11 protein-coding genes are annotated in these 13,679 nt (G+C 63.7%); 8 read left to right on the top strand and 3 right to left on the bottom strand.

Annotated elements, in window-relative coordinates; all coding sequences use genetic code 11:
• Nucleotides 1–160: 160 nt before the first annotated feature.
• Together CH305_RS11345 and CH305_RS11340 are read right to left on the bottom strand one after the other, a co-directional pair.
• Entirely contained in the window at nucleotides 161–907 is a 747-nt protein-coding gene (locus CH305_RS11345; protein WP_094703753.1) for a 3-hydroxybutyrate dehydrogenase, read from the bottom strand.
• Nucleotides 904–2,322 carry an MFS transporter gene (locus CH305_RS11340; RefSeq protein WP_032404528.1) on the bottom strand — a complete coding sequence of 473 codons (1,419 nt, stop codon included), beginning with the start codon at nucleotides 2,320–2,322 and terminating at the stop codon, nucleotides 904–906. The genes CH305_RS11345 and CH305_RS11340 overlap by 4 nt, the downstream gene beginning before the upstream one ends.
• A gap of 139 nt (nucleotides 2,323–2,461) precedes the next feature.
• On the opposite strand from CH305_RS11340, the gene CH305_RS11335 reads away from it, so the two are divergent.
• From CH305_RS11335 to CH305_RS11305, 7 genes are all read left to right on the top strand, one after another.
• Nucleotides 2,462–3,370 carry a LysR family transcriptional regulator gene (locus tag CH305_RS11335; RefSeq protein ID WP_094609263.1) on the top strand — a complete coding sequence of 303 codons (909 nt, stop codon included), beginning with the start codon at nucleotides 2,462–2,464 and terminating at the stop codon, nucleotides 3,368–3,370.
• 306 nt (nucleotides 3,371–3,676) lie between these two features.
• Complete coding sequence (gene kdpF, locus CH305_RS11330) at nucleotides 3,677–3,775, top strand: K(+)-transporting ATPase subunit F (RefSeq protein ID WP_094703752.1); 99 nt, start codon at nucleotides 3,677–3,679, stop codon at nucleotides 3,773–3,775.
• Nucleotides 3,776–3,779: 4 nt separating this feature from the next.
• The gene (gene kdpA, locus CH305_RS11325) at nucleotides 3,780–5,552 is read left to right on the top strand and encodes a potassium-transporting ATPase subunit KdpA (RefSeq protein ID WP_094703751.1); all 1,773 of its coding nucleotides are present in this window, start codon (nucleotides 3,780–3,782) and stop codon (nucleotides 5,550–5,552) included.
• A complete protein-coding gene (gene kdpB / locus CH305_RS11320; RefSeq protein ID WP_037154655.1) occupies nucleotides 5,549–7,645 on the top strand; it encodes a potassium-transporting ATPase subunit KdpB in 2,097 nt (698 codons plus the stop codon). The genes kdpA and kdpB overlap by 4 nt, the downstream gene beginning before the upstream one ends.
• A gap of 1 nt (nucleotide 7,646) precedes the next feature.
• Nucleotides 7,647–8,285 (top strand): potassium-transporting ATPase subunit C, encoded by a 639-nt coding sequence (locus CH305_RS11315; protein WP_094703750.1) that lies wholly within the window; start codon nucleotides 7,647–7,649, stop codon nucleotides 8,283–8,285.
• A gap of 32 nt (nucleotides 8,286–8,317) precedes the next feature.
• Entirely contained in the window at nucleotides 8,318–10,864 is a 2,547-nt protein-coding gene (locus CH305_RS11310; RefSeq protein ID WP_094703760.1) for a sensor histidine kinase KdpD, read from the top strand.
• Nucleotides 10,857–11,555, top strand: coding sequence for a response regulator (locus tag CH305_RS11305; protein WP_094703749.1), 699 nt, complete (start codon nucleotides 10,857–10,859; stop codon nucleotides 11,553–11,555). Before CH305_RS11310 ends, CH305_RS11305 begins: the two co-directional genes overlap by 8 nt.
• Here the strand turns inward: CH305_RS11305 and CH305_RS11300 are convergent.
• Complete coding sequence (locus CH305_RS11300) at nucleotides 11,518–12,738, bottom strand: diaminopimelate decarboxylase (protein ID WP_143545275.1); 1,221 nt, start codon at nucleotides 12,736–12,738, stop codon at nucleotides 11,518–11,520. The genes CH305_RS11305 and CH305_RS11300 overlap by 38 nt on opposite strands.
• Nucleotides 12,739–12,972: 234 nt before the next feature.
• Here CH305_RS11300 and CH305_RS11295 point away from each other — a divergent pair, with 234 nt between their 5' ends.
• Nucleotides 12,973–13,656 (top strand): hypothetical protein, encoded by a 684-nt coding sequence (locus CH305_RS11295; protein ID WP_094703747.1) that lies wholly within the window; start codon nucleotides 12,973–12,975, stop codon nucleotides 13,654–13,656.
• The last annotated feature ends 23 nt before the right edge of the window (nucleotides 13,657–13,679 follow it).

Below are 13,679 nucleotides of genomic sequence, written 5' to 3'. Positions count from 1 at the left end.
ACCGCCGCGACCCGCTGATCCTCTGTAAGTGAACTTCGTACACGCATGCACACGCTCCCCAGTAGTCGGAACTGAATTACTCAGTCCAACTTCCGGGGAGCGGTGCACACCGGTCAGACGTATGCAGTGGTCCATTCACGCGGAACGGGCGGCACCGAAGCTATCGAGCCGACCAACCACCGTCCATGGTGTACGACGCTCCGGTGACCATGCCCGCGTTCTCGGAGGTCAACCAGCCCACCAGTGAGGCGACTTCGGCGGGTTCGACGAGTCGCTTGATGGCAGCCTCCGTCAGCAGCACCTTTTCGAGTACTTCGTCTTCGGGGATGCCGTGTGCAATGGCCTGATCGGCGATCTGTTTTTCCACCAACGGCGTTCGTACGTATCCCGGGTTGACGCAGTTGCTCGTCACTCCGTGGGCTGCGCCTTCGAGGGCCGTCACTTTCGACAGTCCTTCGAGTGCATGCTTGGCGGTGACGTACGCGACCTTGAATTCCGAGGCCCGCAGTCCGTGCACCGATGACAGGTTGACCACCCGCCCGAAGCCGCGAGAGTACATGTGCGGCAACGCAGCCCGAACCAAAAGGAACGGAGCCTCGACCATCAGCGTCTGGATTCTGCGGAACGCGCCCGGGTCGAAGTCGACTATCGGTGCGACGGTTTGGATACCCGCGTTGTTGACCAAGATGTCGATGTCCAAGCGAAGATCGTCCAGCGCGGTGGTGTCGAGCAGATCCACCGACCACACCTCACCGCCGATCTCCGACGCCAATTCCTTTGCGGCAACGTCGTTCACATCGGCGAGGGTGACGCGTGCACCGCGGCCGGCGAGCTCTCGCGCACACGCGGCCCCGATGCCGGACGCTCCCCCGGTGACGAGGGCGGAGCGTCCGGTCAGGTCCGTCACCGCTGTGCATTCTGATCGAGCAGACCGGCCTTCGCCAACTCTGCCTCGGTGGCCAGGTTCTTGGCGTCGGCGATGTCGATGCTTTCGAGCGCCAGTCCCTTGGTCTCCCGAGCGACGACGACGGCAACCACGGTGATCGCGCAGGCCACGGCCAGGTACACCGCGATCGGTACGGACGAGCCGTAGATGTCGAGCAGCTTGACCGCGATGATCGGAGCCAGCGAACCGGCGACGATCGACGTGACCTGGTAACCGAGCGACACTCCGGAGTATCGCATCCGCGTCGGGAACATCTCGGCCATGATGGCGGGCTGCGTTGCGTACATGAAGGCGTGGAACATCAGGCCGATGATGATGGCCAGCAGGATGACGACGTTGTGTCCGCTGTTCATCATGGGGAACGCGAAGAAGCCCCACGTGGCCGCGGTGAGCGCACCGGCGAAGTAGACCGGACGACGACCGATGCGGTCGGCGAGCCTGCCCACCAACGGAATTGTGCAGAAGTGGATCGCGTGGGCGATCAGCATCCACCACAGGATCGTGCTGGTGTCGGTGCCCACCTCGACCTTGAGGTACGTGATGGAGAAGGTGACGACGAGGTAGTACATGACGTTCTCACCGAAGCGCAGGCCCATCGCAGTGAATACGCCACGCGGGTAACGCTTGACGACCTCGAAGACGCCGTAGGACGCAGCCTTGATGACCTCGGCCTGCTTGTGTGCCTCGAGGAAGATCGGGGCGTCGGAGACCTTGGTGCGGATGTAGTAGCCGACGAAAACGATGACGGCAGAGAGCCAGAACGCGACGCGCCAGCCCCAGCTGAGGAAGGCTTCGTCGGACAGTGTGGTCGTCAGCACCAGCAGCGCGACGGTGGCGAGCAGGTTACCTGCGGGCACACCGGCCTGCGGCCAGCTGGCCCAGAATCCGCGAGACTTGTTCGGGCTGTGTTCTGCCACAAGGAGAACCGCGCCTCCCCATTCGCCGCCGACGGCGAAGCCCTGAATGAAGCGCAGCGTCACCAGCAATGCCGGTGCCCAGTAGCCGATCGCCTCGAACGTCGGCAGGCAGCCCATGAGGAACGTGGCTCCGCCGACGAGGACGAGGCTGAACTGCAGCAACTTCTTTCGGCCGTACTTGTCGCCGTAGTGGCCGAAGACGATGCCGCCCAACGGTCGAGCGACGAAGCCGACGGCGTAGGTGACGAAAGCCGCGAGGATCGCGTCGAGCTCACTGGTTCCGGCAGCGAAGAAGATCTTGCTGAACACCAGCGTTGCGGCGGTGCCGTAGAGGAAGAACTCGTACCACTCGACGATGGTGCCTGCCATCGACGCTCCGACGACCTTCTTCAGGCCTGCGGGGGTGGCATCGGGATCCGGCGGTTCGGGTCGTTCGGTCAGTGGCTGATCGACGCTCATAACTTCTCCTGTGTTGCTCGGCACTGCGTGCTCGTATCTGTGACAGACCACACATGTTGCGGGGTTGCTCTGAGTATTGGTGCAGATGTTTCTGGGCGCAAGAGCCATGAACGCAGGTGGGATCTGCAAAACTGCACACATGACACGCGGTGGCGCGAAGATCCCCAGTGCAGATGACCTGCTGGTGCTGCTCGCCGTCAGTCGAACCGGTCGTTACAGCTCCGCAGCCGACGACCTGGGCATCAACCACACCACCATTTCCCGACGCATCGCCGCACTCGAGGACACGCTCGGCGGCCGAGTACTCACCCGTGGAGCCGGCGGCTGGGAGCTGACGCAACTGGGCCACGGGGCGCTGGCCGCCGCCGAGGCCGTCGAGGATGCGCTGCGCACCCTCGTCTCGAGCGATGCAGGCGCGCTGGAAGGCGTCGTCCGTATTTCGGCGACCGACGGATTCAGTGCCTACATCGCAGCCCCGGCCGCGGCGCGGGTGCAGCGCGCTCATCCGCGGGTATCCGTGGAAATCGTCGCGGTCACCAGACGCGCGTCGCAGCAAAGATCAGGCCTGGACATCGAGATCGTCGTCGGACAACCGCAGGTGCATCGCGCGGAGGCCATCCGGCTCGGGGACTACCTACTCGGCCTCTACGCCTCCGAGACGTATCTGAACGAACACGGGACGCCACAGGTGCCGGCCGACCTCTCCGCACACCCGTTCATCTATTTCATCGACTCGATGCTGCACGTCGACGATCTCGATCTGGCCCCCAACTTCACCCCGACGATGCGCGAATCGGTCACTTCCACCAACGTGTTCGTTCACGTCGAAGCCACCAGAGCATCAGCGGGCATCGGACTGCTGCCGTGCTTCATGGCAGACCGTCACCCCGACCTCCACCGAATCCTGCCCGACGCCATCGCCGTGAAACTGACCTACTGGCTCGTCACCCGCACCGAAACACTGCGACGACCGGAGGTGTCGGCAGTGGTCGACGCGATCCGCGCGGTCGTCACCGAGCAGCGCTCGGCTCTGTTGGGAGAGAGCTGACAGATGGCCGCGTCATATTTGTGTCATGACTGAATTCGCAGGCGTAAAGGATCCGTAAGGATCGTCTTCGGGCCAGTTTCGACGGCGTAAACATATCGGTGACCGGAGGGTCATAAGCCCTCCGACCAGCGCTGATGAAGCGTTGGACCGCCAGCGCTGAAGATGCGTTGGACCGCACTATGTCGAAGAGGCTTGAACGTTCATGGCTGATTTGGGTTATCTCCTCGTCACGGCCGCGGGGTTCGGTGTGTGTGCACTGATCCTGCGGGCGTTGGCGACCACTGCCACTACGAAGGCGAAGGCGAAATGACGCTCGACGGAACCATCAACGTCGTACTCGTGGTGATCGCCGCCTCGGTGGTCATCTATCTGTTCGTGGCACTGCTCGACCCGGAGAGGTTCTGAGAACATGACCGCAGCTCTGGCAGCATCGCTCCAGATCCTCGTGGTCGTCGTCGTTCTGGCGATCGCGTACGTACCTCTCGGTGACTACATGGCGAAAGTTTTTGCCACCGAACATGATGTCGATACAAGAACAGAGAGCCTCGGTGCCGCAGGGAGTACAGCCACCCTGCAGCGCACCCGCGGCGGCACAACCGTGTGGGCAGATCTTCGTGTCGAAAAGCTGATCTACCGCCTCTGCCGGATCGACCCGCGCTCCCAGCAGACCTGGGTCGGATACGCGCTCTCGCTGCTCGGCTTCTCCGCTGCGAGCGTCCTCTTTCTCTATGTGCTGCAACGCGTTCAGGGCGTGCTCCCGCTGAACGGAGGACTGTCGGGAGTGAGCCCGTCGGTCGCGTTCAACACTGCGATCTCCTTCGTCTCGAACACCAACTGGCAGTCGTACACACCCGAGACGACGATGTCGAACCTGACGCAGCCCTTGGGCTTGGCGGTGCAGAACTTCGTTTCTGCCGCAGTCGGCCTCGCTGTCGCCATCGCCGTCGTGCGAGGTTTCGTGCGCGTGCGGACCGGCGGTGAGATCGGCAACTTCTGGGTCGACCTGGTCCGCGGAATCCTCCGGATCCTGCTACCTCTGTCGTTCGTCATCGCACTGATTCTGCTGAGCCAGGGCGTCATTCAGTCCTTCAGCACAGGTTTCGCCTCGACGGGACTCGATGGGTCGTCGGTCTCGAACGCTTTGGCTCCTGTCGCATCGCAGGAGGCGATCAAGGAACTGGGCACCAACGGTGGCGGGATCCTCGGCGCGAACTCCGCGCACCCGTTCGAGAACCCGACCCCGTTGACCAACGTCGTCGAGATCATCTCGATCCTGCTCATCCCGGTGGCACTGACCCGCACCTTCGGCACAATGGTCGGTGACCGTCGCCAGGGCCTGACCCTGCTCGCGGTCATGGCGGCGCTGTTCGCAGCACTCCTGACGGTCACTGCCGTTGCAGAATCCGGTGCGCGCGGCGTCGCCGCGCAGGCAGCAGGTTCGATGATGGAAGGCAAGGAAGTTCGATTCGGCATTCCCGGATCGACCCTCTTCGCCGTCGCGACGACGGGAACTTCCACCGGCGCAGTCAATTCCGCACACGACAGCATGTCCCCACTCGGCGGCGGAGCCGTCCTGCTCAACATGCTCTTCGGCGAAATCGCTCCGGGTGGTGTCGGAACCGGCCTGTACGGACTGCTCGTGCTCGCGATCATTGCGGTGTTCGTGGGTGGACTCCTCGTCGGCCGTACACCCGAGTACCTCGGCAAGAAGATCGGGCAGCGCCAGATCACCCTCGCTGCACTGTCGGTACTGGTGATGCCCGCATTGGTTCTGATCGGCACCTCGATCACCGTGATCCTGTCCTCCACCACCGGCTTCCAGGGCAATTCGGGTGACCCGGGTACGCCAGGATCGATACACGGATTCACCGAGGTCCTCTACGCCTACGCCTCCGCCTCGAACAACAACGGCAGCGCGTTCGGCGGGTTGACCGTCACCAGCGACTGGTTCCAGACCTCACTGGGTATCGCGATGCTGCTCGGACGCTTCCTGCCGATCATCTTCGTACTGGCACTGGCCGGTTCGCTCGCCACATCCAAGCGCACCGCTCCGAATCCCGGCACTCTCCCCACGACCGGACCGCTGTTCACCGGACTGGTACTCGGAACCGCCGTTCTCGTTGCGGCACTGACATTCTTCCCGGCCCTGGCTTTGGGCCCGATCGCAGAGGCACTGCAATGACCGTCACCTCATCCCGCCTCGTCGACGACGAATCCGACGTCGACGACTCCCCCACCCCTGTCCGATCCGGATATTTCAGCCCCCGACAGATGTGGACGTCACTACCGTCCGCGTTCGCCAAACTCGACCCTCGGCACCTTGCCCGCAACCCGGTCATGTTCGTCGTACTCATCGGCTCCGTCGTCACCACCGTGCTCGCGGTCCTCGATCCTTCGGTGTTCTCCTGGCTCGTAGCGGCGTGGCTGTGGTTCACGTTGTTGTTCGCCAACCTTGCCGAGTCCGTGGCCGAGGGCCGTGGCAAGGCCCAGGCCGCGAGCCTGCGTGCGGTCAAGCGAGACACGGTCGCGCGCCGTCGGACGTCGAACGGGACCATCGAAGAGGTTCCCGGAACCGAATTGAAGGTCGGCGACGAGGTCGTCGTCTCCGCCGGCGAGATCATTCCAGGAGACGGTGATGTCATCGAAGGCATTGCGAGCGTGGACGAGTCGGCCATCACCGGCGAATCCGCGCCGGTCGTCCGCGAATCCGGCGGTGACCGTTCCGCGGTGACCGGCGGCACCGGAGTGCTCTCCGATGAGATCGTCGTACGAATCACCGCCGCTCAGGGCGAGACGTTCGTCGACCGAATGATTGCCCTCGTCGAGGGTGCATCGCGCCAGAAGACCCCGAACGAGATCGCGCTGAACATCCTGTTGGCTTCGCTGACGATCATCTTCATGCTGGCCGTCGTCGCGATCGGACCGATGGGCGCGTACGGCGGCGAGGAGCAAGACCCGATCAAACTGATCGCGCTGCTGGTGTGTCTGATTCCGACGACCATCGGAGCGTTGCTGTCCGCCATCGGAATTGCCGGTATGGACCGACTGGTTCAGCGCAACGTCCTGGCGATGTCGGGCCGCGCCGTCGAGGCAGCGGGCGACATCGACACGCTCCTGATGGACAAGACCGGCACGATCACCTTCGGCAACCGCCGTGCCACCGGGCTTCATCCCGCACCCGGCACGACGGCAGGCGAACTCGCCGCAGCAGCACGGTTGTCCTCCCTCGCCGACGGCACACCCGAAGGCCGCAGCATCGTCGATCTGTGCGGAGTCGAATACTCGTTGCCCCTGCACGCCACGGACACCGAGAAGACCGGCGAATTTGTCGCCTTCACTGCCCAAACCCGCATGAGCGGAATAGATCTCGACGGCACCCAGGTTCGCAAGGGAGCCTCCGATTCGGTGCTGGCATGGGTCCGCAGCAACGGCGGTCCCTCGATCGCCCTGGAGATCGACGACATCTCGAACAGCATCGCCGAAATGGGCGGAACACCACTGGTGGTCGCTACTGCGCCCCAGGGCGGTCCCGCGCGCGCACTGGGTGTCATCGAACTCTCAGACGTCGTCAAGCCCCACATCGCGGAACGATTCGCTCAGTTGCGGGCCATGGGCATCAGGACCGTCATGGTCACCGGTGACAATCCGCGGACGGCGAAAGCCATTGCAGCCGAGGCAGGTGTCGACGACTTCCTCGCCGAGGCCACACCCGAGGACAAGCTTGCGTTGATCCGCAAGGAGCAGGAAGGCGGCCGACTGGTCGCGATGACGGGCGACGGCACCAACGACGCCCCCGCTCTGGCGCAGGCCGATGTCGGTGTCGCGATGAACACCGGCACGTCGGCCGCAAAAGAGGCCGGCAACATGGTGGATCTCGATTCCGATCCGACCAAGTTGATCGAGGTCGTCGAGATCGGTAAGCAGTTGTTGATCACCCGCGGTGCGTTGACGACGTTCTCCCTCGCCAACGACCTCGCAAAGTACTTCGCGATTCTGCCGGCGATGTTCAGCGTCGTCTACCCACAACTCGACGGCCTCAACATCATGCGGCTCGCCACTCCCGAATCGGCGATCCTGTCCGCGGTCATCTTCAACGCTCTTGTGATCATCGGACTGATTCCGCTGGCGCTCAAGGGGGTTCGTTATGTCCCGTCGAGCGCTTCGACACTGCTGCGCCGCAATCTGCTGCTCTACGGAGTGGGCGGCGTCATCACCCCGTTCATCGGGATCTGGCTCATCGACCTCGTCGTTCGTTTCATCCCAGGGATAGGCTGACATGCGTTTCGTACAAAGATTTCTCGGTCAGATCGTGGCAGGACTGTCGGTACTGCTGGCGCTGACGGTCATCGTCGGTATCGGGTATCCAGCGGCGGTATGGGCGGTGAGCCGCATCGGATCCAGCTCTGCCGAGGGGTCGCCGCTGCGTGACGCGAACGGGTGCGTCGTCGGTAGCAGTCTGATCGGGGTCGACCCGCAGGTCGAAGAGGGAGCGCCGGATCCGTTCTTTCACAACCGGGTTACCGGATCCGTCTCCGACGAGGACGCCTTTGCCGTGAGCGACCCGGCCGCGTCGTTGCCGACCAACCAGGGTCCCAGTAGCGAAGCACTGGCGGCATTCATCGAGGAACGCCGTGCAGTCATCGCCGAGCGTGAAGGCGTCGACCCGGCCGCTGTGCCGGTCGACGCGGTCACCGGATCCGGCTCGGGTATCGATCCCGATATCAGCCCCGCCTACGCGGCGATTCAGATTCAACGCGTCGCGCAGGTCAACAACATGAGCGTCGACGCGGTGACGGCTCTGGTGGCCGAACACACCGACGGCAGGCAGCTCGGGTTCCTCGGCAACGAGACAGTGAACGTGCCGGAGCTCAATGTCGCTCTGGGACTGACGGCACCGGGGTGCGGTACGAGCTGAACCTCGACGGTCAAGGGCAGCAGGTAGACGACATGGGAAAAAAGACCGGCAAGCGGGGGTCCGGCGGACTCGATCGCGGTGAACTCCGCATCTATCTCGGCGCCGCGCCGGGGGTCGGTAAGACCTTCGCGATGCTCGGTGAAGCGCACCGCAGGCAAGAACGAGGATGCGACGTGGTCGCGGGCGTGGTGGAAACCCACGGCCGCGCCCGCACCGCCGCACTACTGGACGGCATCGAACTGATTCCTCCGCGGATAGTCCACTACCGCGGATCGATCGCTCAGGAACTCGATGTCGCAGCGATCATCGAGCGTGAACCTTCGCTGGTGCTCGTGGACGAACTCGCCCACACCAACACCCCGGGTAGCGCCCACGAGAAGCGCTGGCAGGACGTCGAGGAATTGCTGGCAGCGGGAATCGATGTGGTCTCGACTCTGAATGTGCAGCATCTGGAAAGCCTCAACGATGTCGTCGAGCAGATCACCGGTGTGCCGCAACGAGAAACCGTCCCGGATTCGGTGGTACGGGCAGCGGAACAGATCGAATTGGTCGACGTGGCTCCAGAAGCGCTGCGTCGCAGACTCTCCCACGGGAACATCTATGCAGCCGAGAAGGTCGACGCAGCACTGAGCAACTACTTCCGTCAAGGCAACCTGACTGCCCTGCGCGAACTGTCGTTGTTGTGGATCGCCGATCAGGTCGACGCTGCGTTGGCGAAATACCGGAGTACACATGACATCACCGACACGTGGGAGGCACGCGAGCGTGTTGTCGTCTCGGTGACCGGTGGACCGGAGTCCGAAACCCTGTTGCGTCGCGCAAGCCGGATCGCCTCCCGATCCAGCGCGGAACTGATGGTGCTGCACGTGATCCGCGGTGACGGCCTCACCGGCGTCTCGGCACCGCAGATGGGGAAGGTCCGCGTACTCGCAGCGAGTCTCGGCGCAAGTATGCACAGTGTCGTCGGTGACGACGTGCCGACCACGCTGCTCGACTTCGCACGAGGGGCCAACGCAACCCAGCTCGTCATCGGAACCTCGCGGCGGTCTCGCTGGGCCCGAATACTGGACGAGGGCATCGGCGCTGCGGTCATTCAGAACTCGGGCAAGATCGACGTGCACATGGTCACACACAACCAGATCAGTCGAGGTTTTCGGCTCGGGCAGCTGATTCCGCCCAACCCGAAGCACCGACGAATTCTGTCCTGGGTTGCCGCGGTGGTCGTACCCGTTGTCTCGGCCCTGGCGATGCTGCTGGTGGATCCGTATCTCGATCTCGGTGGCGAGAGCGCCCTGTTCTTCATGGTCGTGCTTGCCGTTGCGCTCTTGGGCGGCGTTGCGCCCGCGGCGCTGTCTGCGTTGATCGCAGGATTGTTGCTCAACTACTTCTTCGCCGACCCGCGGTACAGCTTCACCATCGCCGAACCCGACAACTTCGTCACCACCGTGGTGCTGCTCATCATGGCGGTGGCAGTGGCATTTCTCGTCGACGCGGCCGCCCGACGCACCCGCGAAGCTCGGCGAGCGTCACAGGAAGCCGAGCTCCTGACACTGTTCGCCGGAACTGTGTTGCGCGGCGGCGACATTCGAACGCTGTTGGAACGAGTCCGCGAGACGTACTCCCAGCGCGCGGTCTCGATCATCAGAGGTGCCGGTGTCATCGTCGAATCTGTCGGTGATTCTCCACCCGCCGTGCCCGATGACGCCGACACCGCGATCGACACCCCCGACGGTTCCTTCACGTTGCTCCTGTCCGGTACCAAGACCGGTGCGCACGATCGACGTGTGCTCAGCGCCGTAGCCAACCAGGCCAGGGGCCTGATCAGGCAGACCGAACTCGCCCAGGAGGCCAGCGCCGCAGCAGGACTGAAGGAAGCGGACCGTCTTCGGCGGGCGCTGCTGTCTGCGGTCAGCCACGACCTACGAACACCGCTCGCCGCGGTCAAGGCTGCGGCGTCGAGTCTGCGTGCAACCGATGTCGAGTTCTCTGCCGAGGACACCGCTGAGCTGTTGGCGACCATCGAGGAATCGACCGACCAGCTGACGGGTCTGGTGGGCAACCTGCTCGATTCATCGCGGTTGGCCGCGGGTGTTATTCAACCGAGCCGGTCCATCGTGTACGTCGAGGATGCTGTGGACGCAGCGCTCGTCGGAACGCACACTGGTCGCGAGCTCGTCATCGTCGATGTCGACGACGTCGCTGTCTCTGCCGACGCGGGTCTGCTCGAGCGCGTGCTGGCGAATCTGATCGACAATGCGCTGCGACACGCACCCGGATCGCCGGTGCGGGTCGGGGCCGCCTACATCGGCGACCGAGCGGTGATCACCGTTGCCGACAGCGGCCCTGGGATCGCTCCCGGAAGCGAAGAGGCTGTGTTCGAGTCCTTCCAACGGTCGGGCGACCGCGACAACACCACGGGCGTCGGGCTCGGACTCTCCGTTGTGCGTGGGTTCGTCGAAGCCATGGGAGGTTCGGTGACGGTGTCCGACACCGCCGGTGGCGGGGTGACCATGACCGTCGAGTTGGCCCGAGCGGAATCGACTGCCAGAGTCGACTTCTCCGAGCAGACCCATGGGTGAATCCCGGTCCGCTATCAAGGTTCTGGTTGTCGACGACGAACCGCAGATCGTGCGCGCATTGCGCATCAACCTCACCGCCCGCGGTTACCACGTCGTCACCGCGGCCACAGGGACCGGCGCGCTACGCGCCATTGCGTCCGAGCACCCCGATGTCGTGATCCTCGACCTCGGACTGCCCGATATCGACGGCCTGGACGTGCTCGCCGGTGTGCGAGGATGGAGCGAGATTCCGGTGATCGTGCTGTCCGCGCGCACCGACAGCGGCGACAAGATCGAAGCCCTCGACGCCGGTGCCGACGACTACATCACCAAACCGTTCGGGATGGACGAATTTCTGGCCCGGCTGCGCGTTGCCGTCCGAAGACGAGCCATCAGAACGTCCCCTACGGACCCGCTCGTGACCACCTCGTCCTTCACGATCGATCTGGCCTCCAAGAGGGTGACCAGGGACGGGGAGATCGTGCATCTCACGCGCACCGAATGGGGAGTCCTCGAGATGCTGGCCCGCAATGCAGGCAAGCTGGTGGGGCAGAAAGAACTACTCCGAACTGTCTGGGGCCCAGGGCACGATCACGGCTCCAATTATCTGAGGATCTACATGTCTCAACTTCGACGCAAGCTGGAAGTCGACCCGGGCAAGCCTCGGCATCTCATCACCGAGACGGGAATGGGGTACCGACTCGTGGAATGAACCGGACCGGAGAAGGCATCTCGGGGAGCAGATCCAGATGGTGGGCTTGTCCGTCGGACAGTGTCAGGACGCTCGGGCAGTCTCCGGGACCGTCGGCGATCGCGAGAACGTCACCGACCCGAACATCCGCCGGGAGCGACACTGTCGAGTCGATCACGCACCGACGCAAAGGATCACTGCCGTCGGCGAGTACGAACAATTCGTCGCCGGCCTGGCTGTGACGGTTGGCGATGACCGCCGCGGCCGGACCGGCCGGGGCGCAACCGGTTCCACCGTCCACCACCACGACGGCTCGTTGCGAATCCGTCCGGTCGATAGACCGGACACGGCACACCGTCACCATGGACGCGTCGGTGATCGACTCCCCGGTCTCGACGGCAAGCTGCGGACGCGGAAAGCGATGCCGAATGCAGCCTTCGTCGACGGCGTCTTCGACGACGTCGGACAGGAGCGCAGTATCGAGTCCCGTCCGGGAGTCGATCCGTAGATGCAGTCGATTGCCGAGCACACCGTGATCTCGGTAGGCCTGAGCCATCACCCCGAGCGACTCGACGATCCGTGCGAACACCCCGTCGAGAGTGGACGCGCTGCATTCGACACCGTCGAATACCGTTGCAGGGCAGTCGACAACCTGAGCGATGACATTCTCCGCGTATTCACGATTGCCATCGGTGCTGACCAGAGTCGACTGTGCGACGGCTACGGTACGGTCCGCATCCGAAATCCGGTGAAGACCTGCGGCGACGACGATTCGGCCCGCTCGCTCACCCACCGGAAGTGACAGAAGGAGATCTGCAGCCTGCGCGCTCTGCGCACGGCCGACGATGTGCGAGGGATCGACACCGAGCTGCCGGGCGGACGACAACGCTGCCATCGACTCGACGACCAGCGTCAAGTGCTGCTCCCCTATCCAGCGCGCCACAACCGGGGCCAGCACACTGCTTGGCCTGTAGAGCATTTCGGCTGTGAACGACCCGAGCGCGATGCGATTGCACCTACCGCGCAGGCTGGTTTCGTCGATCACGCACACCGGCGTCGAGTAACGATCGGCGATGTCGTCGAGGAACATTCCTGCCACCGTCACTCGACCGTGCCGATAGTGCGTCGTACTCGGCCACACGGCATGGTCCAATCGCGACGACAGTGCACCTCTGAGCGACGGCAGATAATCCAACAATGTCATCGAACACATCTCCTCGTCGATCCTGGACCGAGTGCGGGCCTCCAGTCGATCATCGTCCCGATAGGAGGCGAACAGCCCGGCCTTGACGGGAAATTGACGCTGCGGACGATGACCTTGACACCGCGGTAACAGATGCGCCTCGACCATCTGCACCCCGTAAGAATCTCGGTAGGTCGCGTCAAAACTCCGTCAACGAACTGCCCGAGCGGTTCGTGCGGGCGTATATCTGGGTGCATGACACTCTCGCTCGAAGCGACCGATCACTCGACACAACTGCACAATTCGATCCACCTCATGCGTCGGGTCATTCCAGGGGTCGGTTTCGGTATTCGCGCGGCCGAGCTCGGCGACCGAGCTCTCGCCACCTGGGTACGGAACTCCGGTGTCACCGTCCTCGCGCACGATGACGACGAGCTCGATCGTGTGCAGCTCAGCGGGATTCGACCGACCCAAATAGTGTTTCGATGCGGAGCCGGCACCGACGGTATCCGCAGTGCCGTGCACCGCGGGGTGTTCCGTTTCGTCGTCGGTACGGAGCCGCAGATCGCTCGATTGACAGAGTGCGCTCAACGAACGAAATATGTCTACCTCGACAGCGATGCGCCGGCAGCACTCTGCAGTCACCGAGTGGAGGTGGTCGGCCTCCACAGCGACGTCAGCAACTCCGGCGACGCGGACGAGTGGGCCTCGGCGGCCGAAAGACTGCTGCGCCGAGCATCCGAGTCCACGACGTGCGGATCGCCGGTGCACCGGATCATTCTGAGCGGCGGATCGACCGAGGAGTGGATGACCTGTTCCGCCCCGTACCTGACGTCCGTCGTGCGCTCTGTGGACGCTGCACTGGATGAGGGGTGCACCCGATGGAATCTGCCACGGCCTGCCGTCTCGGTGATACCGGCGCAGGCGGCGGCCCACTGATGCTCCGGGAGGCGTATACCGTC

The sequence above is a fragment of the Rhodococcus sp. 15-649-2-2 genome (assembly GCF_002258645.1).
Lineage (GTDB): Bacteria > Actinomycetota > Actinomycetes > Mycobacteriales > Mycobacteriaceae > Rhodococcoides.
Note: the sequence above shows the minus strand (reverse complement) of the source record. Positions and strands in the feature narration are given on the sequence as shown.